Origin of the sequence: Nocardioides albertanoniae (assembly GCF_006716315.1) — a bacterium.
GTDB classification, from domain to species: Bacteria; Actinomycetota; Actinomycetes; order Propionibacteriales; family Nocardioidaceae; genus Nocardioides; species Nocardioides albertanoniae.
In genome coordinates, this window is record NZ_VFOV01000001.1 from 2,188,396 (window position 1) to 2,214,487 (window position 26,092).

At 69.3% G+C, this 26,092-nt stretch carries 23 protein-coding genes; 11 read left to right on the plus strand and 12 right to left on the minus strand.

The annotated features are described in order from the left end of the window. Positions 1–101: 101 nt before the first annotated feature. From FB381_RS10440 to FB381_RS10450, 3 genes are all read left to right on the plus strand, one after another. A complete protein-coding gene (locus tag FB381_RS10440) occupies positions 102–1,277 on the plus strand; it encodes an LLM class flavin-dependent oxidoreductase (protein ID WP_141780233.1) in 1,176 nt (391 codons plus the stop codon). Positions 1,278–1,279: 2 nt separating this feature from the next. Next, positions 1,280–1,933 (plus strand): FMN reductase, encoded by a 654-nt coding sequence (locus FB381_RS10445; protein ID WP_141780234.1) that lies wholly within the window; start codon positions 1,280–1,282, stop codon positions 1,931–1,933. Positions 1,934–2,027: 94 nt separating this feature from the next. Further along, positions 2,028–2,687 carry a response regulator gene (locus FB381_RS10450; RefSeq protein ID WP_170225126.1) on the plus strand — a complete coding sequence of 220 codons (660 nt, stop codon included), beginning with the start codon at positions 2,028–2,030 and terminating at the stop codon, positions 2,685–2,687. A gap of 39 nt (positions 2,688–2,726) precedes the next feature. Here FB381_RS10450 and FB381_RS10455 read toward each other — a convergent pair whose 3' ends face one another. Further along, positions 2,727–3,254, minus strand: a complete 528-nt coding sequence (locus tag FB381_RS10455) for a YbhB/YbcL family Raf kinase inhibitor-like protein (RefSeq protein WP_141780236.1) — start codon at positions 3,252–3,254, stop codon at positions 2,727–2,729. A gap of 69 nt (positions 3,255–3,323) precedes the next feature. On the opposite strand from FB381_RS10455, the gene cobA reads away from it, so the two are divergent. Continuing rightward, positions 3,324–4,550, plus strand: coding sequence for a uroporphyrinogen-III C-methyltransferase (gene cobA / locus FB381_RS10460; protein ID WP_141780237.1), 1,227 nt, complete (start codon positions 3,324–3,326; stop codon positions 4,548–4,550). An 87-nt stretch (positions 4,551–4,637) separates the two neighbouring features. Beyond that, positions 4,638–5,441, plus strand: coding sequence for a TrmH family RNA methyltransferase (locus FB381_RS10465; RefSeq protein ID WP_141780238.1), 804 nt, complete (start codon positions 4,638–4,640; stop codon positions 5,439–5,441). A 221-nt stretch (positions 5,442–5,662) separates the two neighbouring features. Here the strand turns inward: FB381_RS10465 and FB381_RS10470 are convergent, their stop codons facing one another. From FB381_RS10470 to FB381_RS10500, 7 genes are all read right to left on the minus strand, one after another. Further along, complete coding sequence (locus tag FB381_RS10470; protein ID WP_141780239.1) at positions 5,663–7,657, minus strand: hypothetical protein; 1,995 nt, start codon at positions 7,655–7,657, stop codon at positions 5,663–5,665. Then, positions 7,654–8,811, minus strand: a complete 1,158-nt coding sequence (locus tag FB381_RS10475) for a 5'-methylthioadenosine/S-adenosylhomocysteine nucleosidase family protein (RefSeq protein WP_141780240.1) — start codon at positions 8,809–8,811, stop codon at positions 7,654–7,656. Before FB381_RS10475 ends, FB381_RS10470 begins: the two co-directional genes overlap by 4 nt. Then, the gene (locus tag FB381_RS10480; RefSeq protein ID WP_141780241.1) at positions 8,812–9,549 is read right to left on the minus strand and encodes an NUDIX hydrolase; all 738 of its coding nucleotides are present in this window, start codon (positions 9,547–9,549) and stop codon (positions 8,812–8,814) included. 157 nt (positions 9,550–9,706) lie between these two features. Further along, complete coding sequence (locus tag FB381_RS10485; protein ID WP_141780242.1) at positions 9,707–11,317, minus strand: glycoside hydrolase family 13 protein; 1,611 nt, start codon at positions 11,315–11,317, stop codon at positions 9,707–9,709. A 27-nt stretch (positions 11,318–11,344) separates the two neighbouring features. Beyond that, positions 11,345–12,223 carry a sugar ABC transporter permease gene (locus FB381_RS10490; RefSeq protein WP_141780243.1) on the minus strand — a complete coding sequence of 293 codons (879 nt, stop codon included), beginning with the start codon at positions 12,221–12,223 and terminating at the stop codon, positions 11,345–11,347. Beyond that, a complete protein-coding gene (locus FB381_RS10495) occupies positions 12,207–13,199 on the minus strand; it encodes a carbohydrate ABC transporter permease (protein ID WP_141780244.1) in 993 nt (330 codons plus the stop codon). The genes FB381_RS10490 and FB381_RS10495 overlap by 17 nt, the downstream gene beginning before the upstream one ends. Before the next feature lie 19 nt (positions 13,200–13,218). Continuing rightward, complete coding sequence (locus FB381_RS10500) at positions 13,219–14,484, minus strand: extracellular solute-binding protein (protein WP_141780245.1); 1,266 nt, start codon at positions 14,482–14,484, stop codon at positions 13,219–13,221. A 155-nt stretch (positions 14,485–14,639) separates the two neighbouring features. Between FB381_RS10500 and FB381_RS10505 the strand changes: the two genes are divergently transcribed. Continuing rightward, entirely contained in the window at positions 14,640–15,683 is a 1,044-nt protein-coding gene (locus FB381_RS10505) for a LacI family DNA-binding transcriptional regulator (RefSeq protein WP_141780246.1), read from the plus strand. A gap of 110 nt (positions 15,684–15,793) precedes the next feature. Further along, a complete protein-coding gene (locus tag FB381_RS24520; RefSeq protein ID WP_425465443.1) occupies positions 15,794–16,714 on the plus strand; it encodes a GNAT family N-acetyltransferase in 921 nt (306 codons plus the stop codon). A gap of 127 nt (positions 16,715–16,841) precedes the next feature. Here the strand turns inward: FB381_RS24520 and FB381_RS10515 are convergent, their stop codons facing one another. Both FB381_RS10515 and FB381_RS10520 read right to left on the minus strand, forming a co-directional pair. Then, positions 16,842–18,428, minus strand: a complete 1,587-nt coding sequence (locus FB381_RS10515; RefSeq protein ID WP_141780248.1) for an ABC-F family ATP-binding cassette domain-containing protein — start codon at positions 18,426–18,428, stop codon at positions 16,842–16,844. Between the two features lie 197 nt (positions 18,429–18,625). Then, positions 18,626–19,531 (minus strand): patatin-like phospholipase family protein, encoded by a 906-nt coding sequence (locus FB381_RS10520; RefSeq protein ID WP_141780249.1) that lies wholly within the window; start codon positions 19,529–19,531, stop codon positions 18,626–18,628. Positions 19,532–19,776: 245 nt separating this feature from the next. Here FB381_RS10520 and lhgO point away from each other — a divergent pair, with 245 nt between their 5' ends. Next, positions 19,777–20,961, plus strand: a complete 1,185-nt coding sequence (gene lhgO / locus FB381_RS10525; RefSeq protein ID WP_141780250.1) for an L-2-hydroxyglutarate oxidase — start codon at positions 19,777–19,779, stop codon at positions 20,959–20,961. On the opposite strand, the gene def is transcribed toward lhgO, so the two are convergent. Then, positions 20,958–21,572 carry a peptide deformylase gene (def, locus tag FB381_RS10530; RefSeq protein WP_141780251.1) on the minus strand — a complete coding sequence of 205 codons (615 nt, stop codon included), beginning with the start codon at positions 21,570–21,572 and terminating at the stop codon, positions 20,958–20,960. The two genes, lhgO and def, sit on opposite strands and share 4 nt — an antisense overlap. 95 nt (positions 21,573–21,667) lie before the next feature. Here def and FB381_RS10535 point away from each other — a divergent pair, with 95 nt between their 5' ends. The 3 genes from FB381_RS10535 to FB381_RS10545 are packed head-to-tail and all read left to right on the plus strand — an operon-like array spanning position 21,668 to position 24,805. Beyond that, a complete protein-coding gene (locus FB381_RS10535; protein ID WP_141780252.1) occupies positions 21,668–23,032 on the plus strand; it encodes an acyl-CoA dehydrogenase family protein in 1,365 nt (454 codons plus the stop codon). Then, positions 23,032–24,246 (plus strand): acyl-CoA dehydrogenase family protein, encoded by a 1,215-nt coding sequence (locus FB381_RS10540; RefSeq protein ID WP_141780253.1) that lies wholly within the window; start codon positions 23,032–23,034, stop codon positions 24,244–24,246. The genes FB381_RS10535 and FB381_RS10540 overlap by 1 nt, the downstream gene beginning before the upstream one ends. A 19-nt stretch (positions 24,247–24,265) precedes the next feature. Next, the gene (locus FB381_RS10545) at positions 24,266–24,805 is read left to right on the plus strand and encodes a nucleosidase (protein ID WP_141780254.1); all 540 of its coding nucleotides are present in this window, start codon (positions 24,266–24,268) and stop codon (positions 24,803–24,805) included. 115 nt (positions 24,806–24,920) lie between these two features. Here the strand turns inward: FB381_RS10545 and galK are convergent, their stop codons facing one another. Beyond that, entirely contained in the window at positions 24,921–26,075 is a 1,155-nt protein-coding gene (gene galK / locus FB381_RS10550; protein ID WP_141780255.1) for a galactokinase, read from the minus strand. Positions 26,076–26,092: the final 17 nt, after the last annotated feature.

The window sequence follows — 26,092 nt, forward strand, 5'->3', positions numbered from 1 at the left end:
TGGAATAACGTTGAACCAGCAACTGTTTGCCGAGTAGTTCGAATTTCAACTACCGTGGCCGGCGATCAGATCGGGTCACGAAAGGGGCAGGGATCATGGGTATGCAGTTCGGAATCTTCACCGTCGGTGACGTGACGATGGATCCGACCACCGGCAAGACCCCGACGGAGCACGAGCGGATCAAGGCGACCGTCGAGATCGCCAAGCACGCCGAGGAGGTGGGGCTGGACGTCTTCGCCACCGGTGAGCACCACAACCCGCCGTTCATCGCCTCCAACCCGACCGCGACGCTGGCCTACATCGGTGCCCAGACCGACAACATCATCCTGAGCACCGCGACCACGCTGATCACCACCACCGACCCGGTGCTGATCGCGGAGGACTACGCCAAGATCCAGCACCTCACCGACGGTCGCGTCGACCTGATGATGGGCCGCGGCAACACCGGCCCGGTCTACCCCTGGTTCGGCAAGGACATCCGCCAGGGCATCAACCTGGCCGTCGAGAACTACGCGCTGCTGCGCCGGTTGTGGAGCGAGGACGTCGTCGACTGGTCCGGCCGGTTCCGTACACCGCTGCAGGGCTACACCTCGACCCCGCGCCCGCTCGACGGGGTGGCCCCGTTCGTCTGGCACGGCTCGATCCGCTCGCCCGAGATCGCCGAGCAGGCCGCCTACTACGGTGACGGCTTCTTCCACAACCACATCTTCTGGCCGGAGTCCCACGCCAAGCAGATGGTGAACCTCTACCGCCAGCGCTTCGAGCACTACGGCCACGGCACCGCCGACCAGGCGATCGTGGGGCTGGGCGGGCAGTTCTTCATGCGCCCCAACTCCCAGGACGCGATCGACGAGTTCCGTCCCTACTTCGACAACGCGCCCGTCTACGGTCACGGCCCCTCGCTGGAGGACTTCACCGAGGCCACGCCGCTCACCGTCGGCTCGCCGCAGCAGGTCATCGAGCGCACGCTGTCGTTCCGGGAGAACATCGGCGACTACCAGCGCCAGCTCTTCCTGCTCGACCACGCCGGGCTGCCGTTGAAGACCGTGCTGGAGCAGCTCGACCTCTACGGCGAGATCCTGCCGACCCTGCGCGCGGAGTTCGCGAAGCTGCGCAAGCCCGGTGTGCCGGACGCCCCGACCCACGCTGCCCTGGTGGAGAAGGCCGGCGGCGCGAAGGACTCGACCGTCTACGCCGACGGCGACGCCGCCACCGGCTCCTCCGACCGGGCCGACCTCGACGCCGCGGACGCCCAGATCCTGGAAGGAGAGCTCTGATCATGAGCGAGACCAAGTCGATCGTGGTCGTCTCGGCGGGGCTCGGGGTGCCGTCCTCGACCAAGCTGCTGGCCGACATGCTGGCCGACGCCACCGTGTCGGCGATCGGCTCTCGGGGAGCCGAGGTCGACGTACGCCACGTCGAGCTGCGCGACCTCGCGCACGCGCTCACCGACCACCTGCTCACCGGGTTTCCGACCGCTGACCTGAAGGCGGCCATCGACGCCGTCCACGACGCCGACGGGGTGATCGCGGTGACGCCGGTCTTCTCGGCCTCCTACTCCGGCCTGTTCAAGACCTTCTTCGACGTCTTGGAGCAGGGTGTGCTCGACGCCAAGCCGGTGCTGGCGGCCGCCACCGCCGGCACCGCCCGTCACTCGCTCGTCATCGAGCATGCGATGCGGCCGCTGTTCTCCTACCTGCACGCTGTGGTCGTCCCGACCGGCGTGTTCGCCGCCACCGACGACTTCGCGGGCGGCTCCGAGCTGCGCAAGCGTGTCGACCGGGCAGCCGGCGAGCTCGCCGCACTGGTCGCCGGCTCCCACGGGCCGGCGGCCGCCACGCCGGCGCGCAAGCTGGTGGAGGACGAGTTCGCGAGCCCGACCTCCTTCGAGACGCTGCTGAAGCAGGCATCCGAGGGTCCGCCGGAGTACTGAGGCCGGGCCCGGCCTGCGCGGGGTCCCCGGGGTTCGGGGTCGAGTGAGACACAATGGACAGCGACCGCTGCCCCCAACGTCGAGCGGAGCCCTTGTGACGAGCTTCGAGCCGAGCGTCGTCGTTGCCGACGAGTCGCCGCTGCTCCGTGCCGGCCTCACCGCCCTGCTCGCCCGCGGTGGCTATCAGGTGGTCGCCGACGCATGCGACAGCGACCAGCTCCTGCAGGCGGTCACCGACACGATGCCGAGCGTCGTCGTCACCGACGGCCGGTTGGGCGCCGGCAACATCGACGAGGGCATCACGGCCGCGATCCGGGTGCACGAGAAGGTGCCCGAGATGGGCATCATCGTGCTCGGTGAGTCGGTCGCCACGACGTACGCGGCCAGGGTCTTCGCCAGCACGGGCACCGGCGGTCTCGCCTATCTGCGCAAGTCGCGCGTGCGCGCCACGCCTCACTTCCTCGACGTGCTCGGCCGCGTGGCGTCGGGGGAGGTGGTGGTCGACCCGCAGGTCATCGACCGGATGAAGACGGTCAAGCACGACGCCGAGGCGATGGCCGCCCTGACGCTGCGGGAGCGGGAGGTGATGGCCATGCTCGGCACCGGCTATCCCGAGCGCGCCATCATCAGCAGCCTGTTCGCCAACAAGCGGCAGTTTCAGCTGTGCCTGGGCGAGATGCTCGTCAAGCTCGGTCTGCCGGCCGGTGTCGAGCATCGCCGGGCGCCGACACCGTTGACGCACCTGAGGCCCTAGGGCCCCAGGTGCGACCGGCGTACGTCGCGGGTGTGCCTCTCAGGCCTGGTGGGTGCCCACCACGACGGCGCGCCCCAGGGCCTTGAACGCGAGGTTGAAGCTGACGACCGTGGGCGTGACCGAGTCGTCGACGCCGAGGCTCTCCTCGCCGACGGCGTGGACGACGAAGTAGTAGCGGTGCACCTGGTCGCCGGCCGGGGGAGCGGCGCCGCCGAACTCCTTGGTGCCGAAGTCGGTGGCGACGTGGAACGCCTTGCCCGGCAGGTCGGCATCGCCGGCACCGGCGCCGGCCGGCAGCTCGGTCACGTCAGCGGGCACGTCGACCAGGCACCAGTGCCAGAAGCCGCTGGGCGTGGGCGCGTCCGGGTCGAAGCAGGTGATGACGTACGACTTCGTCCCCTCGGGCGCGTCGCTCCAGCGCAGCTGCGGCGAGGTGTTGCCGCCGTCGTGGAGCTGGTCCTGCTTCAGGGGCTGCCCGTCGCTCACGTCGTCGCTGGTCAGCGTGAAGGAGGGCAGGGCGGGCATGAGCGAGTAGGGGTCGGGTTTCACCGGGCGATCGAGTGACATGCCCACCAACGTAGTCCGCGTATCGACCCGTTGTCAGGCCGTGGCGCGGCGTTGGGCGAGGATGTACCCATGAGTTCTGAGCATGCCGTTCCCTACCCCGCCGGTCTCATCCTGGAGGGGCGCAGGGTGGTCGTTGTGGGCGGCGGCCGCGTGGCGCAACGACGGGTGCCGGCGCTGATCGCGGCCGGCGCGCGGGTCGAGGTCGTCTCGCCCTCGCTGACGCCTGCGCTCGAGGGTCTGCTCGGCTCCGGCGAGATCACCTGGCGTGAGGCTCGCTTCTCCGCCGAGATGCTCGACGGCGCCTGGTATGTCATCGCGGCGACCCAGAACGCCGAGGTCAACGAGGAGGTCTCGGCCGCTGCCGAGGAGCGACGGATCTTCTGCGTACGCTCCGACGACGGCCGAGAGGCCACCGCCTGGACCCCGGCGACCGGGCACGACGGCGACCTGACCGTCGCTGTGCTGGCCAACCGCGACCCGCGCCGCTCCGCCGGGGTGCGCGACCGGATCCTCGACGGGCTCCGCTCGGGTGCGCTGATCGCGCCCCACGAGCGCCAGCGGGTGCCCGGGGTGACCCTGGTCGGTGGCGGCCCGGGCGATCCGGGGCTGATCTCGGTCGCCGGTCGCAAGGCGCTGATGGAGGCCGACATCGTCGTCGCCGACCGGCTCGCCCCGCGAGAGCTGCTCTCCGAGCTGCCCGCCGACGTCGAGCTGGTCGACGTCGCCAAGCTCCCCCGCGGACGCTCGGCCCAGCAGGAGGAGATCAACCGGATCATCGTCGAGGCGGCCAAGGACGGCAAGGCCGTCGCGCGTTTCAAGGGCGGCGACAACTTTATCTTCGGACGTGGCTTCGAGGAGGTGCTGGCGTGCCGCGAGGCCGGTGTGCCGGTCCACGTCATCCCGGGTCTGACCTCGCCGGTCACGGTGCCCGGGGTCGCCGGGATCCCTGTCACCCACCGTGGCGTCGCCCACGAGTTCACCGTCATCTCCGGTCACGTCCCGCCCGACGACCCGACCTCGCTGACCAACTGGTCCGCCGTCGCCGGTCTCGGTGGCACGCTCGTGCTGCTGATGGCGGTCCAGAACGCCCCCGCGATCGCGGCCGCGCTGATCGACGGTGGCCGCCCCGGGTCGACGCCGGTCGCGGTCATCTGCGACGGCACGATGCCCACCGAGCGTACGGTCCTGGCGACCCTCGAGACGCTGGAGAAGACCTTGGGTGACGAGAAGGTGCAACCTCCGGCGATCATCGTCATCGGCGAGGTCGTCCGCGTCGCCCACCCCGACTCGTTCTGAGCGGCGCAGACGCTCCCCGCCGACGTGGAGGTCGGGGAGCGTACGGATGTGTGGGGGAGTCCGGTGCGCGCCTACCCTGGACCCCTCATGGCTGACCTGATCGAGATCTCCGACCCCGCCGATCCGCGGCTTGCCGACTACCGCGACCTCCGCGACGTCGAGCTGCGCAAGTCGCTGGAGTCGTCGGAGGGCCTGTTCCTGGCCGAGGGGGAGAAGGTCGTACGCCGGGCGGTGGCCGGTGGCTTCGAGCCGCGCTCGTTCCTGATGGCACCCAAATGGCTCGACGGGCTGGCCGACACGCTCGCCACGACCGACGCGCCCTGCTACGTGATGAGCGAGAAGGCTGCCGAGGAGGTGACCGGGTTCCACGTGCACCGCGGTGCGCTCGCCTCGTTGAAGCGACGGCCGCTGCCGTCGGTGGAGTCGGTCCTGGCCGGCGCCCGTTCGGTCCTAGTGCTCGAGGACATCGTCGATCACACCAACGTAGGCGCGATCTTCCGCTCGGGCGCCGCGCTGGGCTTCGATGCGGTACTGCTGGCGCCGCGGTGCGCCGACCCGCTCTACCGCCGCTCGATCAAGGTCGCGATGGGCGCCGTCTTCGCGCTGCCGTGGACCCGTCTGCCGGACTGGTACGAAGCGCTCCCGTCCCTCTCCGCCGCCGGCTTCACCACCGTCGCCCTGACCCTCGCCGACGACGCCGTAGACATCGAGAGGGCTGTCGAAGGCGTCGACAAGGTCGCCCTCGTCCTCGGCTCCGAGGGCCACGGCATCTCCCCTCGCTGGCAGCACGCCTCCGACCGCCGCGCCATCATCCCGATGTCCGCCGGCATCGACTCCCTCAACGTCGCCGCCGCCACCGCCGTCGCCTGCTACGTCACCGCCCGCCGGTAGTAGCCGAGACGTCACTTCTGCAGGTCGATGCGTCACGTACGTCGGTCGAGACGTCACGTGCGTCGTTGAAGCGCCCGGTGTGCTGGCCGAGTAGGTGAGTTGGTGCCAGCTCGACTGATCGGAGTGTGCCCGAGACATGAGGACATGTTCCGCTGGTTGTCGGGCTCTGCCCGTAGGTGAGATTGCTGATGCGCCGGAACGCTGCGGGTGGATCCTCCCAGCTACACTCTCGGGGCAGTCGAAGCCTGCGAAAGGCCATGGTCGCGAGCCCAGGCCTTCCCGTCCGCTGCGATTCCTTCCAGCAAGTGGAAGGTGTGCACGAAACCGGTCGCGTCGAGGTCGATCCTGCTGTACTCCTCGTGATCGTCAAGCTGCGGTTCGCCGTTGGCAGGAAGCACCTGCTGGGCGTGGGCGTCCTTGATGTGGATCTCACGGGCCGGACCGTTGGTGAGGGTGAGCTCGAGGTTGTAGCCCGCGCGCTTGTCGTCGGTCACTCGGACCGAGGAGAGTGCGTCGAAGCGGTAGCTTTCGCGAAGCTCCTTGCCGCGACGAGCCGATGGTGCGTCGATCTCGGTGCTCACCTCGCGTACGCCTTCCGGGGTGACCAAGAACAGGTGGAACGCGTATCGGGTGTAGCGCCACGGCCCGTTCTTGACGCGGGCCTTGCGATACGGGGGACTCGGGGTCACCAGAAACGTGTACGTGACCAGCCGTGACCAGCTTAGACGGTAGTTGTCCAGAACCTCGGCGATGAAGACGGTCTTGTCGGCGTTGAGCCACGTCTGCATCTCAATCTCCGATGGTCGTTCCTCAAGACGCGCTTTCCAACGTCGGTAGGTAGCCATACGGGAGTCGTACTCCGCTCGACGCTCGGCATGCTCGCGATTGAGCCGGCGTTGTTCGCTCCTGACCTCAAACGTGTCCGGAACCGCGCGTTTCAACGACCAGATCAGCAGGAGGGCTGCCGCCAGCGACAGCCCGGTGTGGGCCGGTCCGAACCCGGACGCGATGGTCCCCAACGTGGTGAGCAGAGCGATGCCAGCAGCGGTGGTGAGTCCGATGCCGAGGACCTTGGCAGCAGCAGGAGACAGCCGCTCCGAGGGCTCGGGGGACGGGGCCGAAACCTCCTGGTCTCGCGCTTCCCGGGCCAGATGTCGGATGAGCCAGTCGAGGTTCTCGACCGTCGTCGCGGAGTCTCGATACGACCGGGCGATCTCCTGGGCGAGGCGTTTTCGCTCGGTCTCTGTAACGGTCAGCCAGGTCGAAGGAGTGAAGCCGCGGGGCCGGTGCGCCCTGAAGTGTTCGGTAAACCGTTCACGCACCTGGTGCGTGAAGCCCGTCTGCTCGGTGGTGTACGCAGGGACGGCGTCGGACGGTGACGGAGCCAGGTCCGCGACTCGGTCGGCCCACCGGCAGCCGAAGGCCAGGGCTGCTACTGCGGCAGCGACTGCCACAGTGAGCTCTACTGTTGCAAGGAGTGGCTGTGTCAGAAAAGCGATCACTCCGATGACGAGGGCTGCCACCGCCACCAGTGCGTACCAGCCCGGCAGCGACTCCTGAGTGTCGCCAGTTCTGTTGTCATGGGGTGCCACGAGGCGTGGCTCGGCTGGGTCAGCCTCGAAGAAGAGCTCGATCCGTCCACGTCGATTGTCTCGGAACTGGTTGCCCCGAGCTGTGGCACGCCGCTGTGTCCAGGTCGTCTCCAGGGCCGCGGAGGGCATGAGACGGTCCAGGTGCTCGTTGACGGCGGTCTGTTGCTTGACGGTCAAGGTGTCCAGGTGCGCCTCCCAGGTGCGCCACCAGTCCATGTCTTTCGGTCGATACCCTGCCAAGTCGAGGACGACCTCGAGCGCGAGCCTCCAGGAGTCGTCAGGAAGCCGTTCGACGCGCCCGACGATCATTCCGAGCTCATGCTTGTCCTTTGAGGTGAGATCGTGCTGCGACTTGCTCCCCAGGATCGTGATCGCCCAGTAGAAGTAGTTCTCGGTGCCCCTACGATCGCTGGCGATCACGTCGTCGATGAGCATGCGGGCACGGTCCAGGCGACCGCCGTCGATGGCAGTAAGAGCGTCCTTGAACTTCTCCTCGGGCGAAGCGCCTTCGGTGGTGACGTACGTCCTGTTGTCCTCGTGGTGGACGCCGATATGCGTGCCGACGATCGCGCCGACTTGCGAGTTGAGCAGCATCGGGTCGACCTGGGTGTGGAATTCGGTCATGTCAGGCCTCCTGCCATCACGATGAGCGGCACGACCTTGGCAGCCAGGTCTGCGATGTCGGCGACCAAGCCTCGCAGTCGCTCGAGGGCTGTGGTCACCGTGTGTTTCGACTCCGAGGTGCCCGCTTGTGCGGATTTACGCGCGGTGTCCAGCTGGAGCTGCGCGCCGGTCAGCGTGGCGTCGTCGAGGTCGCCCGCGACGTGGTGCTGTTCGAGGAGCCGACTGAACCTGTCGAGCTCCTCGATGAGGTCTGCAGTGGACGTTGCGTTCGGGGAGACGGCTCCGTAGCTGCTGCCGTTGTTCACGAAGCCGGTGATGTTGCCGACGGTGCTGTTGTGGATCGTCGGGCTGACCTGGGTGTGGTAGGTCGGGCGGGTGCTGTCTTCGTCGGCCATCGTGAGCTGCTCCTTGTCCTTGATGATGTTCACTGCCAGGTGGGTGGCGAAGGCTGCTGCGTTTGCGGCCGCTCGTGGTTGCCAGTTTTGATCGTTTGCGCTGCCCTTCGTGCCGTCTGCGCGGTCGCTGATGCCGCGGATGACAGCGACCTGCGATCCGCTCAGATGGGCAGCCTGCGCGACGCCCGCTCCTTCCATCTCGACGGCAAGGGCGTCGTTGAAGCGAGTTCGCAGCCATCGGGCATGTGCTGACGTCACGGAGTTCAGGACGACCGATCCAGCGGCGATCGGGGCGATGTGCACCCGTGGCGGGTCTTCGCCCGGGGGAGGCGGATCGGCCCACTCGTCCCGACGCGCAAGCTCGGACCCGAGCTGAAAGATCGGGTGGCTTACCTCCCAGGAGCGTGGGCGGGCCATGAGGCCGGCGTCTTCGCTGGTGCCGCCCTGATAGTTGTAGATGTGCTTCGCGAACACGACGTCGCCCAGCCGGGCGCTGTCCCACAGCGCGCCGGCGACTCCGACGAAGATCACAGCAGCAGGATCGAACTCCGAGACCGCGCGCTCGACGATGACAGCGGCTGACTCGTTGCCGACATTGGTCAGTCCGAGTGCCACACGACATGTGCTGTGCCGGACGAGGCCTGTCTCGAACCGCGTCCCGTGCTTGTGCAGGTGCGGCGTGGGCCCGGCGAGCCGGCGACGCACTGCGTCGTACTCGGTGTTGATCGCGGTGAGGAGCACTACCAGGTTCTTCGACATCTACGCTGATCCCTCTCTCATCGGTTTCTCGCTCGACGGTGGCCGAGTGAGCGGCGGTGCGAGTGTGGAGCTCGGGCCGACGCGGTAGAGCTGCGCTGGCCGTCCGCGCGTGCTCTTGGAGCCGGCGTCGTCTGGCACGACGAAGCCGGTTGCGGCGCGTACCTTCCTGTAGAAGTTCCGGGTGTCGAGCTCGGTGTCCCATACCGTTTCGTAGACATGCTGGAGTTCGGCGATGGTGAAAGGCTCCGTGCAGAACGCGGTCGCGAGCGCGGTGAACTCGAGGCGTGAGCGCGCGCGTTCAACGCCGTCGGTGACGATGCGGTGATGGTCGAAGGCAAGGTCGATCTCCCCGGACAGGACTTCCTCTACCGGGACCCAGGCGGCTGCTTTGGCATCGGTTCCCGCGACCGGCTCGGGTAGGTCCGGCACGATCGCGAGGTGGGCGACCGAGACGACCCGGTCTCGAGGGTCGCGGTCGACGGCTCCGTAGATGGCGAGCTGCTCCAGATGCACACGGCCGATGTCGAGCGCAGTCTCCTCCTGCAGCTCGCGGCGAGCCCCGTCCAGGATCTCCTCGCGGTCGTTGTTGAGGAATCCCCCGGGGAGGGCTTGCATCCCGCTGAACGGATCCTCGGCACGCTCCACGAGGAGCACGCACAGTCGGCCCTTGCGCAGAGTCAGGACAACGAGATCAACCGTGAGCAGCACGGGCGGCGGTGTCCACGCTTCAGCTTGCATGCCCTTTACGCTAGACGACTTACTGTCGTGGCGACAGAAAGATCGTTTGAAGCTCGCTGCTTGTGCCGTTGGGCGAGACATGAGCGAAGACAAAGCAGCGCCGGTCGGGCTGACAGCTAGGTGTCAGCCCGACCGGCGCCGGTGGCCTACTGGAGAGTTACAGCTCCCACCAGACGGTGGTGTCGCCGGGGAGGTCGGCGGAGCCGTCGGTGACGGGCACGGGACCCAAGGAGGAGAGGAGCACGTCGCCGGGGGCGGTGATGCGTACGGGCTCCTTGGTGGTGTTGACCGTGCAGGCGAAGCCGTGGCGCTCGAACCAGAGGACGCCGGCGGGGGCCTCGTCGTGCCAGGTGACCGCGTCACCGGCGCCGAGGCCGGGGGTCTCGCGGCGGATCGTCAGGGCCGAGCGGTAGAGCTCGAGGGTGGAGCCGTCGGCGCTGGTCTGGGCCTCGACGCTGAGGTCGCCCCAGGTCGAGGGCTGGGGGAGCCAGGAGCCGCCGTCTCCGAAGTCGTAGGACGGGCCCGAGCGGGACCAGGGGATCGGCACGCGGCAGCCGTCGCGGAAGCCGTCCTGGCCGCTGGCGCGGTGGAACGACGGGTCCTGGCGGACCTCGTCGGGGAGGTCGGTGACGTCGGGGAGGCCGAGCTCCTCGCCCTGGTAGACGTACGCCGAGCCCGGAAGCGCGAGCATCAGCAACGTCGCCGCGCGGGCCCGGCGCAGGCCGAGCTCGCGATCACCAGGCGTGCGGATCTGGGTGCCTGAGCCGGGAGGATTGGCGAACCGGGTGGCGTGCCGGGTGACGTCGTGGTTGGACAGCACCCAGGTCGCGGGGGCGCCGACGGGGCGCATCGCGTCGAGCGAGCTGTCGATGACCTTGCGCAGCGCCGCGGCGTCCCAGGCGGTGTCGAGGTATTCGAAGTTGAAGGCCTGGTGCAGCTCATCGGGGCGTACGTAGTTGGCCGACCGCGCCACGGTCGGCGTCCACGCCTCGGCGACGAAGATCCGGTCCGGGTAGTCCTCGAGCACCGTGCGCCAGGTGCGGTAGATGTCGTGGACCCCGTCCTGGTCGAAGAAGGGCATCTCGTCGTTGCCGAGCAGATGGAGCTGCTCGGCGTGGCCGATCGAGGGCAGGCCCTCGGCCTTGACCAGGCCGTGGGCGACGTCGATGCGGAAGCCGTCGATGCCGAGGTCGAGCCAGAACCGGAGGATGTCGAGGAACTCGGCGGCCACCTCGGGGGAGTTCCAGTTGAAGTCGGGCTGCTCGGGGGCGAAGAGGTGGAGGTACCACTCGCCGTCCGGCACCCGGGTCCACGCGGGGCCGCCGAAGATCGAGTCCCAGTCGTTGGGCGGCTCCTCGCCGTGCTCGCCGAGCCCGGGCAGGAAGTGGTAGCGCGACCGCATCGGCGACCCGGGGCCCTCCGCCAGTGCCTGCTGGAACCACTCGTGCTGGTCGGAGGAGTGGTTGGGGACGATGTCGGCGACGATCTTCAACCCCAGCTCATGAGCCGAGGAGATCAGCGCGCGAGCGTCGTCCAGCGTGCCGTAGCGCGGGTCGACGGCGCGGTAGTCGGCGACGTCGTAGCCCCCGTCGGCCTGCGGAGAGTCGTAGAACGGGCTCAGCCAGACCGCGTCGACCCCCAGGTCGCGCAGGTAGGGGAGTCGGGAGCGGATCCCGGGAAGGTCGCCGGTGCCGTCGCCGTCGCTGTCGGCGAAGCTGCGCGGGTAGACCTGATAGATGACGGCGTCGCGCCACCACTCGGAGCTCATGCGGCTGTTCATATTGCTGGGAACCTTTCAGCCCTTGACGCTGCCGGCGGTCAGGCCGGTGACGACGTGTCGTTGGACGAGATAGAAGAACGCGGTGACGGGGATGGCGATGAGCACGGCGGTGGCGGCCATCAGGTTCCACTGCGCGTCGTGCTCGCTGATAAAGCTCTGCAGGCCGACCGCGAAGGTGTACTTGGAGTCGTCGAGCAGGAAGGTCGAGGCGAACGCGACCTCGGCGAAGGCGGTGATGAAGGCGTAGAACGCGGCCACCGCGAGACCCGGCCGGGCCAGGGGCAGGATCAGCCGCCAGAACGTGCCGAACGGGGTGAGGCCGTCGATCATGCCGGCCTCGTCGAGCTCGATCGGGATGGTGTCGAAGTAGCCCTTCAGCAGCCACGAGCAGTAGGGGACGATCGTGGTGCAGTTGACCAGGATCAGGCCGAGGTGGGAGTCGACCAGGCGCAGCTGGGAGAAGATCTCGTACATCGGCACGATCAGCACCGCGATCGGGAACGCCTGCGTCAGCAGCAGCACCCACATCAACGGCCGATGCCCCGGGAACCGCATCCGGGAGACCGCATAGCCGGTCGTCGCCGCCGACATGACGCCGAACAGGGTCGTGCCTCCCGCGACGACCAGCGTCGACCACAGCCAGTCGAAGAAAGCGGTGTTGGTCAGCACGAACGAGTAGTTGACGAGCGTCGCCTTCGCGAGAATGCCGCCGGGGTGGAGGTAGTCGTCCTTGTCGGGCCCGAGCGAGAGGTAGACGAGCCAGACGATGGGGAACAGCGCGATCAGCGAGGCGACCGTGAGGGTCACGTGGGAGGCGACCTTCGCGACCGGGCCGAGTTCACCGCGGCGACGTTGTTTGGTCCTGGGCGCGAGGGTGCTAGGCGAGCTGGTCATTGCGTTTCAACCACCGGTAGTAGAAGGACGTGAAGACGATCAGGATCGCGAGCAGGAGCACGCCGTAGGCCGCCGACATCGCGAAGTCGCGCGGCTGCTGGCCGAACCCGAGGCGGTAGGCCCAGGTGACCAGGATCTGCGCGTCCGGAGCGGTGTTGCCGAAGAGCAGGAAGATGATCGCGAACTGGTTGAAGGTCCAGATCACGCCGAGCAGGACGACCGTCGAGCTCACCGAGGACAACCCCGGCAGAGTGACGTGCCGGAACCGCTGCCAGGCGCTGGCCCCGTCGATCTCGGCAGCCTCGTAGAGGTTCTCGTCGATCGACTGCAGACCGCCGAGCAGCGAGATCATCATGAACGGGACCCCGCACCAGGTGTTGACCATGATCGCAGCCGTACGCTGCCAGGTCGGGTCCTCGAGCCAGCTCGGCTCCATCAGCCCGATCGAGCCGAGCATCGAGTTGATGACGCCGGCGTCGGCCAGCATGATCCGCCAGGCGAAGACGGTCACGAACGTCGGCACCGCCCACGGCAGGATCAGCAGCAGCCGGTACGCCACCCGCCCGCGCATCCGCTGGTTGAGCAGCATCGCGAGGACGAGACCGATCACGTAGTGCAGGACGACACAGGTCGCGGTCCACACGATCGTCCAGACGAAGTGGGACCAGAACCGGTCGTAGGCCGACGGGCCCCACAGGATCTCGGCGTAGTTGTCGAGACCGATGAACTTGTAGGTCGCGTCGATCGTGTTGACGCCGATCGTGCGCGCCGAGTTGAGGCTGTTGGCGTCGGTCAGGGTCAGGTAGAAGCCGCGCGCGAGCGGGTAGCCGACCAGCAGGCCCAGGACGAGCACCACGGGGGCGACCATCGCGTAGGCGTACCAGTAGCGCCGGTAGGAGTCGCGCATGCGCTGGACGGGGCGGGGCGCCCGCCGCCGGTTCTCGGCGGCGGCGGGCGCTGGTGCGGTGAGAGTCATCGCGTCGCGTGCTCCCGGTTCACTTGGAGAACGAGGGCAGGAGGTCGGCGAACGACCTCTCCACCGTGGCCAGCCCCTTGTCCAGGGGCTCGGCGCCGGAGGCGATCTTCGGCAGCTCCTGGTCCATCGGTGCCCACAGCGAGCTGTACTCGGGAAGCTCGGGGCGCGGCTGGGCGGCGGGCAGCACGGTCTGGAAGCCGGCGATGCCCGGGTCGGCCTTCACGGCGTCGGTGTAGGCGTCGTCGCGGGTCGGGAGGGTCGAGTTCTTCAGCGCGATCTGCTCCTGGCTCTTCGCCGAGGTCATGAACTTCACGAACTCCGCGGAGGCCTCCTGGTGCGCCTCGTCCGAGCCGGCGTAGATCGAGAGGTTGTGGCCGCCGGTCGGGGCGCCCGACTTGCCGGACGAGCCGGTGGGGACCGTCGCGACGCCGAGGTTGGCCTTGTCCTTGAACGCCGACCCCTTGTAGAAGTTCGTGATCTCCCAGGGGCCCTGGATGATCGCAGCGACCTTGCCGTTGACGAAGGCGTCCTGGATGTGGGCGTACGCGTCGGCGGTGGTGTCCGCCTTGTGCAGACCCGGGCCGTCGAAGAGCCCCTGCCAGGTGGTGAGCCCCTTCTTGGCCTCGGGTGAGGTGATGGTGATCTTCTTGCCCTCGGTGTCGACGAGGTCGGTGCCCTCGCCGTAGAGGAACGGCTGGGCGTAGTAGCCGGCGGTCGAGCCCCAGTAACCGTCCACGCCGGTCTTCGACTTGATCGTGGCCGCGGCCTTCTCGAGGTCGGTCCAGGTCTTGGGTGCCGCGGCGATGCCGGCCTTCTTGAAGAGCGCTTTGTTGTAGACCAGTGCGAGCGTGTCGGTCACGAACGGGACACCGTAGGTCTTGCCCTCGAACTCGGCCTGCTTGATCAGGTTGGGCTGGAAGGAGTCCTTCTCCTCGAGCGCTGCGGTGTCGTCGAGCGGGGCGAGATAGCCCTTCTGGGCGAAGGCGGGGGTCCAACCGACCTCGGCGCGCAGCACGTCGGGGGCGCCGCTGGCACCGGCCGCGGTGTCGAACTTGTTCTGTGCCTGGTCGAAGGGCACGTTGACGTACTTGACCTTGATGTCCGGGTTGGCCTTCTCGAAGTCCTTGACCAGTGCCTCGTACGTCGGGGCCTCGTTGGTCGCGTTGGACGTGTCCCACCAGGTGATGGTGACCGGACCGTCGCTGCTGTCGCTGCTGCCGCCACATGCCGTTGCCGCGAGGGCGAGCGATGCCGCCACCGCGGTGGCCACGATGCCACGTCGCATGAGTTCTCCTTCGATATGGGGCCGGGCGGGATGTCTGCCCGGGAGGTGTGATGAACGTAACCGCACCCCGACGCAAATGAAAGTCCCTTTCAGCAAAAGTTGCAGACTTGCTGAAAGTTCTTGCAACCACTGTGGGCAGGGGGCATGATGGGGGCGTGCCGACACCACCAGCTGCCGCCCGTCTTGCCGATATCGCTGCTCATGCGGGCGTGAGCGAGGCCACGGTGAGCCGCGTCCTGAACGGAAAGCCAGGCGTCGCCGCGACGACGCGAGAGGCCGTCCTGGCGGCCATCGACGTCCATGGCTACGAGCGTCCCGTCAAGCTGCGCCAGCACAGCGAGGGGCTCGTCGGGCTGATCACGCCCGAGCTCGACAACCCCATCTTCCCGGCGATCGCGCAGGTCATGGCGCAGGGGCTGACCCGTCAGGGCTACACCCCGGTGCTCGCGACGCAGACGCCGGGCGGGTCCACCGAGGACGAGCTCACCGAGATGCTCGTCGAGCGCGGGGTCACCGGCATCATCTTCGTCTCCGGTCTGCATGCGGACACCACCGCCGACATGACCCGCTACGAGAAGCTCCGCGCCCAGGGCGTGCCCTACGTCCTCATCGACGGCTACAGCCCCGACATCAAGGCGCCCTTCATCTCGCCCGACGACCGCGAGGCGATGCAGCTGGCCGTCACCCATCTCGCGACGCTCGCGCACACCAAGATCGGTCTCGCCGTCGGCCCCGAGCGGTTCGTACCGGTGCGCCGCAAGATCGACGGGTTCGTCGCCACGATGAACGAGCGCTTCGGCCTGAGCGCCGACGCCGTCGTGAAGGACTACGTACGCCACTCCCTGTTCACCCTCGAAGGCGGTCAGGCGGCTACCTCCGAGCTCCTGGACGAGGGATTCACCGCGATCGTCTGCGCCAGCGACATGATGGCGCTCGGTGCCATCCGTGCCGCCCGGTCCCGAGGCCTGCGGGTGCCCGAGGACGTCTCCGTGGTCGGCTACGACGACTCCCACCTCATCGCCTTCACCGACCCGCCCCTGACCACGGTGCGCAAGCCCGTCCAGGCGATGGGTCAGGCGGCGGTGCGTGCCATCCTCGACGAGATCTCCGGCACCGGCACCCCGCATGCCGAGTTCGTCTTCCACCCCGAGCTGGTGGTTCGCGGCTCGACGGCCTCGGGCCCGCGCGTCAACCCCTGACCTCCCGCGAGGGCCCGGCGCGCGACTGGCAGGATGGGCGCGTGACGATCGTGGCTGCTGCGGATGGGTCGGCTCTCGGAAACCCGGGGCCCGCTGGGTGGGGTTGGTATGTGGACGAGTCCACCTACGCGTGCGGCGGTTGGCCGCACGGCACCAACAACCAGGGCGAGCTCACCGCGGTGCTCGATCTGCTCCAGCAGACCGCGCACGCCGGCGAGCCGCTGATCGTCTACTGCGACTCCAAGTACGTCATCAACTCGGTCACCAAGTGGATGGCGGGGTGGAAGCGGAAGGGCTGGAAGAAGTCCGACGGCAAGCCCGTGCTCAACGTGGAGATCATGAAGGATCTCGACGCGGCCATGCAGGGCCGCGACGTGCGGTTCGAGTGGGTCAAGGGACACTCGGGCCACGTGCTCAACGAGGCCGCCGACAAGCTCGCCAACGGCGCGGCGCTGGCTTACCAGGAGGGCCGTACGCCGAACCCCGGGCCGGGGTTCGCGGGTGCTGTCACGGCGCCTGTGCCCGAGGCCGCGCGCGGCACGGCCGCCTCGAGCGCCCCGGCAGCTGACGTGGAGGACCTGTTCGGTCTCCTCGAGGCCGACGAACCGGCCGCGGACGAGCAGCCCAGGGCGTACACGTTCTCGGCCGACCAGAGCCGGATCGACCCCGACTGGGTGCACCGGATGCTCTCGCAGTCCTACTGGGCGGCCGACCGCACGCGCGAGGTGCAGGACGCGGCCAACAAGGGCTCGCGCTGCTACGGCGTCTACGACGCGACCGGCGCCCAGGTCGCCTTCGCACGCGTGGTCACCGACTTCGCCGCGTTCGCCTGGCTCTGCGACGTGATCGTCGCCCCGGACGGGCGTGGCCGAGGTGTCGGCAAGCTGCTGATCTCCGGCATCGTCGCCGACCTCGAGCCCTACCGGATCCGGCGCACCCTGCTCGCCACCAACGACGCCCACGCGCTGTATGAGAAGTACGGCTGGGAGCCGCTGCCTTCACCCGAACGGTGGATGATCCGCAACGGCTGAGCGTCGGGCTCGGCCGCCGGCCCGGCGCCGCCCGACGCCGACGACACCCCAGGCGACGAGGGTGAAGGCCAGGGCGATGACGATGACGTACGCGACGACGGTGCCGTAGCCGCCCTGGGCGTCGAGGTCAGCAGAGTCGGCCGTCTTCGAGGCGAACGAAGGTGTCGATCCCCAGACGGGACAGGAAGGCGTCGTCGTGGCTGACCACGACGAGCGCACCCTGGTAGGCCGACAGCGCGGCGATGACCTGCTCGACGGTGACGATGTCGAGGTTGTTGGTCGGCTCGTCGAGCACGAGCAGCTGGTTGGTCGGGTCGGCGAGCAGCACGGCGGCCAGCGCGACCCGGAAGCGTTCGCCGCCGGAGAGGTCACCGACCGCCCGGCTCACGACGTCGCCGCGGAAGCCGAAGCCGGCCAGCAGCGCGCGAGCGTGCTCGGGGTCCGCATCGGGCTGGGCGCTGCGTACGGTCTCGAGGATCGTGGCGCCGTCGTCGAGGTGGTCCAGGCGCTGCGGGAGGTAGCCGATCCGATCGGTGAGCGCGGTGGCGTACGGCGCCTGAGCGGTGACGGGAGGGCGTAGGAGCGTCTCGACCAGCCGCGTCTTGCCGGCGCCGTTGCGCCCGGTGATCGCGAGCCGTTCGGGACCCTGGAGGACGAGGGTACGGCCGTCGCCGTCGTGCAGCTCGGCGACCCGACGCCCCGCGGGCAGGCCGGGGGAGGGCAGCTCGATCTTGACCTGAGGATCACGGCGTACGCGCTCTGCGCTCTGGTCGCGGAGGTCGCGGGCCCGGTCGACCTTGTCGTCGAGCTCGCCCCTGAGCTTGCCCGCCGAGACCTCGGCCTCGCCGGCTCGCGCCTTCATGATCACCTTCGGTCGGCGCTTGTTCTCGTAGTCGGTGCGCGCGTAGCGCTGCCGCCGGGCGAGCTTCGTCTGCGCCTCGACGCGCTGTCTCTTCTCCGTACGCAGCTTCTGCTCCGCCGCCGCCAGAGCCTGCTCCGCCGCCGCCTGCTCACGCTCGACGTGCTCGCGGAACGCGGAGTAGGGGCCGCCGTAGACCGACAGGGCACCGTCGCGCAGCTCGGCGGTCTCGTCCATCAGGTCGAGCAGCTCCAGGTCGTGGCTGGCGACCACCAGCGTGCCTCGCCAGCTCGCGATCAGGTCGTAGAGCCGGTGCCGCGCATCGCCGTCGAGGTTGTTGGTGGGTTCGTCGAGCAGGGCGATCTCCGCACCCGAGAGCCGGACGCCGGTCAGAGCCGTCGCGACCGTCTCGCCGCCGGACAACGTCGCCACCCGGCGGTCGAGGTCGAGGTCGGGCAGCCCGTTGGTGCCGAGCGCCGCCCGCGCCCGCTCCTCGATGCCCCAGTCGTCGGCGAGCGTGTCGAAGTGGCGCGGATCGGCATCGCCGGCCTCGATCGCCCGCAGCGCCTCCAGGCGATCGCGTACGCCGAGCAGGTCGGCCACGGTGGCATCGGTCTGCAGCGTGATCTGTTGGGGCAGATAGCGCACCTGGCCCCTGACCGAGACCGAGCCGCCGGTGGGGGCGAGCTCACCGGCGATGACCCTGAGCAGGGTCGACTTGCCGGCGCCGTTGGCTCCGACGAGCCCGGTGCGTCCGGCTGTGAAGGCCGCGCCGAGGTCGCGCAGCGCGGGGTTGCCGTCCGGCCAGCGAAGGGTGAGGCCGTCGACGACGACGGCGGGACTCTGCGTACTCATCGAGCTCCTGAGGGTGTCAGCGGATGCGCTGGCGTCGGAGCCGAGAGGCGAGCGACGAGGTCAGCGCGAGATGGCGGTGAGCGGCTCGCGGATCAGCACGATGGGTCCTTCTGGTGGGTGACGGTGCGTGACCAGTCTCCGGTACGCCCCGGGGCGGCCGCAACGGGTTATCCGACCCGTCACGGCGGCCCGGGGCATCAGCTCCAGAAGTCGGCGAGCTGCCCGGCCAGACGGCTGCCCTGGTCGTGGCCGGCCTGTGCCGCGGGCCCGCGCGCCGCCAGGCTCATCATGTTGTCGCCGAACGCTGCGCGCGAGTCGGCATCGGGCAGGATCGTCTCGACCGCGCTGCCGCCCGTGCGCAGCTCGTCGACTTGGGTGGCGAGGTCGGTGCGCCAGGCAGCGGGATGTCGCACCCGGCCGCCGAGGGGCGAGAGCACCAGCACGCGCTCGTAGCCGGCGGCGAGGTCGGCGTTCTCGCTCGATCGCCGATAGCCGCCGTCGATGTAGCGCCGCTCGCCGATCGCGTACGCCGGACCACCCGCGCAGCTGGCCGCGACCGCGTCGACCAGGTCGACGCCGCTGGCCCGGTCGAGCTCGACCGGTTCGCCGGTGTCGGCGTCGACCACGGTGAGGAGCATGGGCAGCGCCGGCCAGTCGCGGCTCGGCAGCCGCGCGGCGACGATCTCCCGCCAGCGCGCCTCCTCCTCGGGGCCTGCCGCCTCGGCGAGCTCCAGCGCGTCAGCGGCGATCCGGCGCCTCATGTCGGCCAGGTCCGTGGACTCGGCGATGATCGCGTTGGTCCGCTCCAGATGGTTGATCCCAGGCACCCAGCGGATGGGTCCGCCTGCTGGTCGGGGCGGCCGCTGCGGCGCCGCGAGGACCGCGGCGAACAGATCGGAGGGGTTCGTGCCGCCGATCTGGGCCGCCGTGGTCGCGCCGGCCGAGGTGCCGACGACGAGGTCGGCGCCGGTCACATCGAGCCCGCCGTCGACGAGCCCGGCGATGACGCCGATCAGCCAGGCGTTGCCCGCCGATCCGCCGCCGCCGAGGACGAGCGCGCGCTCACGGGCGCGCGGTGATGGTGAAGAAGAGGTTGTGCTCATAGGGAATGCCTTTCGGGCTTCGAGAGGCGCTCCCCGGTGACGGCCGGCTCAGCCGCGCGATCGTGGGCTGCAGGGGAGCACCACTGTGGACGCTGCGTACACGGGACTCACCTCCTACCGAAAGATCACGATCGCCACGACGCTAGCACCCCGCGACGCGGAGCACGACCAGGTTTCGACCGACCGCACCCAGGTGCCGCTAGCGTGATCTGCGGCAGATCCACCAGCATCGAGGAGCAGGCCCTATGGCGACGACAGGTGTCATCGGCGGAGGGATCCTCGGGCTCGCGGTGGCGCGCGAGGTGCTGCTGCGCCGACCGGACGACACGGTGATGGTCTTCGAGAGGGAGACCAGCCTCGGCGCCCATCAGACCGGCCACAACTCAGGGGTCGTCCACGCCGGCATCTACTACAAGCCCGGCAGCCTGAAGGCGCGGCTGTGCACCCGCGGGCGAGACCTGCTCAAGGAGCTCGCCGCCGAGCACCGGGTGCCCCTCGAGGAGTGCGGCAAGCTCGTCGTCGCGGTGGACGAAGCCGAGATGGGCCGGTTCGACGCGTTGGAGAAGACGGCGGCCGCCAACGGCGTGCCCGGCCTGCGACGTGTCGGTCCAGGCGAGATCCAGGAGATCGAGCCGTACGCCGCGGGGCTGGCCGCGCTCCACTCGCCGAAGACGGCGATCACCGACTACGTCGCGATCGCCGAGGCGCTCGGCCGCAGCATCACCGGGGCCGGGGGAGAGGTGCGCCTCGGTGCGGAGGTCACCGGCATCCGTCGCGCGAGCGGCGGGGTCGAGGTGGAGACGCCCGCGGACAGGACCCGGGTCGACCATCTGGTGGTCTGCGGCGGCCTGGAGTCGGACCGCCTCGGCGAGATGACCGGCGGCCCGAAGGCGCCCAGGATCATCCCGTTCCGTGGGGAGTACATGCAGGTCAGCGCCTCGAAACAGGATCTCGTCAACGGCATGGTCTACCCCGTGCCGGACCCGCGCTACCCCTTCCTCGGTGTGCACTTCACCCGTCGGGTGGGCGGGGGCCTCGAGGTCGGCCCCAACGCCTTCCTCGCCCTGAGCAGGGAGCGCTACGGCCGCGCCTCACTGACCCCGCACGACCTCGCCGACACGCTCGCCTGGCCGGGGTTCTGGCGGTTCGCCGCGGAGCACTGGCGCACCGGGATCGCCGAGGCCCGCGGCGTACTCTCCAAGCAGGCCTACATGCGCGCCGCCCAGCGCTACGTGCCCGAGATCGGCGCAGCCGACGTCGTACGGGCAGGCCTCGGGATCCGGGCCCAGGCCGTCGAGCGGGACGGCTCGCTGGTCGACGACTTCGTCATCCACCACGCCGAGGCGATCACCTCGGTGCGCAACGCACCGAGCCCGGCCGCGACCAGCAGCCTGGCCATCGCCGAGTACGTCGCCGACCGGATGTCCTAGTCGGCGACTGCCCCGACCGGCCAGTCGGCGGGGAACTCCTTCGCCAGCCGGTCGTGCTCCTTGGTGAGCTTCTTGCGGGCCTTGGCCGAGATGCGGTCGCCGAAGACGGTGCCGTTGGTGTGGTCGGTCTCGTGCTGCAGGCACCGGGCCAGCAGCCCGTTGCCCTCGAAGTGGACCGGCTCGCCGGTGAGGCCGACACCGTCGACCGCGGCCCAGTCGGGGCGACCGCAGTCGATGAACGCGCCGGGGAAGGAGAGGCAGCCCTCCATGTCGACGTCGAGCCGGCGGTCGTCGCCCTCGGGCAGGGTGAGGACCGGGTTGCAGACGATGCCGACCGTACGCTGACCCGTGGCGTCGGGGCAGTCGAAGACGAACATGGCGACGTCCTCACCGATCTGGTCGGCGGCGAGACCGACGCCCTCGGCGGCGTACATCGTGGCGACCATGTCGGCGGCCAGGGTTGCCAGGGCGGCGTCGAAGGTCTCGACCTGCTTCTTGGGACGGTGCATGACCGGGGTGCCCCACCGGGTCATCGGCCGCACGGTGCCGCCTTCGGGCAGAGCGCCGTGAGGTGCGAGCGGGGCGGGAGCTTCGGGGGAGGAGTCGGCCATGTTCCAACTCTATAAAGCACTCGTGCGCATCTTGTTACCGCCGTCACCGTGCCGAAGTGTAGACCGTGTTGTAACTCCGAGTTACAGTTCTACTCATGAGTATCCTCCAAGGCCTACGTGGCGGGAACGCGAACGGCATTGCGTCCGGCGACTCGCGTGACCCGATCGGGTTCGCTGTGGCCGGTCTGCGCAAGCTCTCGCAGAGCCCGGCGCTCGACCGGCTCGGTGTCCGCAAGCAGACCGAGCAGGCTGTCTTCACCGTGACCCGCACCGGGTTCAAGACGATGGCGGCCTCCAGCCGAGCGTTCAAGAAGAAGGGCAAGCGGGGCGCTCCGGGCGTACGCGTGCCCGACGCCATCCCGAAGGGCGTCTTCGACCTGACCCCGACCGAGGACGAGCAGATGCTCGTCGACGTCGTCACCGAGTTCGCCGCCGAGGCCGTACGCCCCGCAGCGGCCGAGGCCGACGAGGCCTGCGCCGCGCCCGACGACCTGCTCAAGTCGAGCCTGGAGATCGGGCTGCCGATCCTGGGTGTCCCCGAGGAGCTCGGCGGCATCTCCGAGACCCGCTCCGCGGTGGCCGGCACGCTGGTCGCCGAGGCGCTCGCCAACGGCGACCTCGGTCTGGCCGTCGCCGCGCTCGCGCCCGGCTCGGTCGCGACCGCGCTCGGCCTGTGGGGCACCGACGAGCAGCAGCAGAGCTACCTGCCCGCGTTCACCGAGGGGTCTGTGCCTGCGGCCGCCTTCGCGCTCAACGAGGACAGGGTGCTCTTCGACGTGCTCAGCCCGTCGACCACGGCCACCAAGACCGCCGAGGGTTACACGATCAACGGCACCAAGTCGCTGGTCGCCCGTGGCGCCGAGGCCGAGCTGTTCATCGTCGGCGCCACGCTCAACGGCAAGCCGACGCTGTTCCTCGTCGAGTCCTCGACCCCGGGGCTGAGCATCGAGTCCGAGCCCGCGATGGGCGTGCGCGCGGCCTCGCTGACCAAGCTGTCGCTCAACGACGTGAAGGTCCCCGCAGAGGCTGTCCTCGGCGAGACCGACGGGTCGACCTACACCGAGGCCGTACGCCTCTCCCGCCTCGCCTGGTGCGCGCTCTCGATCGGCGTCGGCCAGGCCGTCCTCGACTACGTGACGCCCTACGTCAAGGAGCGCGAGGCGTTCGGCGAGCCGGTCGCCCACCGCCAGTCGGTGGCGTTCATGGTCGCCAACATCGCGATCGAGCTGCAGGCGATGCGCCTGGTGACCTATAAGGCCGCCAGCCGGGTGGCCCAGGGCATCGACGCGACCCGCGAGATCGCGCTCGCCCGCAAGCTGTGTGCTGACAAGGGCATGCAGATCGGCCTCGACGGCGTGCAGCTGCTCGGTGGCCACGGCTTCGTCAAGGAGCACCCGGTCGAGCGGTGGTACCGCGACCTGCGTGCGATCGGGATCATGGAAGGCACGGTGCTGGTCTGATGGCCATCAATCTGGAAGACCCGAAGAAGCTCAAGCCGCTGCGCGAGCAGATCCACCAGGTCGCGATGAACATGCTTCGTCCGATCTCGCGCAAGTACGACAAGGCCGAGCACGAATACCCGACCGAGCTCGACATGCTCGCGGCGATGGCCGACGGCCTCGCCGAGTCCGGCCAGGGTGAGGGCGCGGGCGCCACCGGCGTACGCCGCGACTCCAAGCCCGACGACGGCAAGGTCAAGAACGGCGCCAACATGTCGTCGGTCATCTCCGTCTCGGAGATGTGCTGGGGCGATGTCGGGCTCACGCTCGCCATGCCGCGCCAGGGCCTGGGCAACTCCGCGATCGCGTCGGTCGCCAACGACGAGCAGCACGAGCGCTTCGACGGCATCTGGGCCTCGATGGCGATCACCGAGCCGGGCACCGGCTCCGACTCGGCCAACATCAAGACCACCGCCACGCTCGACGGCGACCACTACGTGCTCAACGGCGAGAAGATCTTCGTCACCTCCGGTGACCGGTCCGACGCGGTCGTGGTGTGGGCGACGCTCGACAAGGAGCTCGGCAAGGCGGCGATCAAGTCGTTCGTCGTCGAGAAGGGCACGCCCGGCATGAAGGTCGAGCGTCTCGAGCACAAGCTCGGGATCAAGGCCTCCGACACCGCCACGATCACCTTCACCGACTGCCGGGTGCCTGCCGAGAACCTCCTCGGCAGCCCGGAGGTCAACGTGAAGGAGGGCTTCGCCGGCGCGATGGCCACCTTCGACAACACCCGTCCGCTGGTGGCCTCGATGGCGGTCGGCTGTGCCCGCGCCGCGCTCGACTACACCCGCGACCTGCTCGAGAAGGCCGGCGTCACGATCGACTACGACCGTCCGGCTCACCTGCAGTCGGCGGCCGCGGCGAAGTTCATCCAGCTGGAGTCCGACTACGAGGGGGCCTACCTCCTCATGCTCCAGTCCGCCTGGATGGCCGACAACCGCCAGCCCAACTCCAAGGAAGCCTCGATGGCCAAGGCCAAGGCCGGCCGGATGGGCTCCGACGTGACGCTGTCGTGCGTCGAGCTGGCCGGCACCATCGGCTACTCCGAGGGCGAGCTGCTCGAGAAGTGGGCGCGTGACTCGAAGATCCTCGACATCTTCGAGGGCACCCAGCAGATCCAGCAGCTGATCGTGGCACGACGAGTCCTCGGGCTCACCTCCGCACAGCTCAAGTGATCTCATAGGGTCTGGGGCCATGAGCACGCTCGTGGTGTCTGCGACCAAGGCCGAGGCGGTCCACGTCCCTTCCGGGCTCCAGGTGATCATCACCGGAGTCGGGAAGGTGGCGGCCGCCTCGGCCGTCTCACGTGCGCTGGCCGCCGACGCGTCGATCGACCACGTGGTCAACATCGGCTCCTGCGGTGCCCTGCGCGACGGGCTGCGCGGGATCTTCGAGGTCGGCAAGGTGCTCAACCACGACTTCTCGGCCGACGCCATCCGTGCGCTGGGCTATGAGGTGGAGGACGAGCTGGAGTTGGGCGGGTCCGACATCGTCTGCGCCACCGGCGACCTGTTCGTCACCGACACGGTCGTGCGGGCAGAGCTCGCCGAACGCGCCCACGTGGTCGACATGGAGGCCTACGCCGTCGCCTGGGCCGCCCGCGAGGCGGGGGTGTCGGCACGGATCGTCAAGCACGTCTCCGACAACGCCGACGAGACCGCCCTCGACTGGGCCTCCGTCGTCGATGCCTCCGCCCGCGACCTGGCCGACTGGCTGCGTACCAACGTCCTCTGACACGGACGGGGTCGAGTCGGCTCGTTCTGACATGAACGGGCGTCGAGTCGGCTCGTTAGAACGAGCCGACTCGACGGGGATTTGGTCAGAACGCGCCGACTCGGCGTGGGTTCGGTCAGGCGGGGGACCAGGAGGCGCCGGCGGCGGGGGTGGCGACGAGGTGGCCGGGCGGGTTGTGGCCGGCGGCGGCGAAGGCCTTGTCGATGGCCGAGGTGACCGACGCGACGGCGTCGGTGGGGACGATCGAGACGATCGAGCCGCCGAAGCCGCCACCGGTCATCCTGGCGCCGTCGGCGCCGGCGTCGACCGCCGTGGCGACCGCCAGATCGAGCTCGGGCACGGAGATCTCGAAGTCGTCGCGCATCGAGGCGTGGGAGGCGGCGAAGAGGCGGCCGATCTCGTCGCCGTCGCCGCTGGCGAGCGCGGCCACGGTCGGCTCCACCCGGGCGATCTCGGAGACGATGTGGCGGGCCCGGCGGCGTACGACGTCGTCGGTCAGGGTCTCCACCTGCTCCAGGTCGGCCTGGCGCAGGGAGCGCAGACCGAGGTCGGCGGCGGCCTGCTCGCACTCGCGGCGACGAGCGGCGTAGCCGCCGTCGGTCAGCTGGTGCTTGACCCGGGTGTCGGTGACCAGGATCGTGCGTTCGCCCAGGGCCAGGGGCACGTTGCGGTGCTCGCCGGAGTCGAAGTCGATCAGGAGCGCGCCGCCCTCCTCGGCGAAGACTGCGACCGTCTGGTCCATCCCGCCGGTGGGTGCGTCGGCGACCTCCGACTCGGCACGGATCCCGGCCGCGACGACGCTGTGCTGAAGCTGCTCGTCGAGGGCTCGGCCGTTCACGCCGAGGGCGGCCATCGCGGTCGCGCACTCGACGGAGGCCGACGAGGACAGCCCCGCGCCGAGCGGCACCGACGACTCCAGGAACATGTCGAGGCCGCCGACCTCGAGCCCGGACTCACGCATGGTCCACAGCACCCCGGCCACGTACGCCGCCCACCCCTCGATCTGCGGGCCGAGGTCGTCGACGTGGCCGGTGAACGCCTGCGGCTCCTGCGCCGAGGCGATCCGGATGACGCCGTCGGTGCGCGGTGCGGCCGCGGCGTAGGTGGCGTGGGGGAGTGCCACCGGCAGCACCAGCCCGGCGTTGTAGTCGGTGTGCTCGCCGATCAGGTTGACCCGGCCGGGCGCCCTCCCGACGACCGTCGCCTGGGTGCCGAAGCTGGTGCGCAGGCCCTCGGTCGCGCGGGTGGTGAGATCGGTCGGTTCGAGCATGGTGCAGAGTCTGCCGG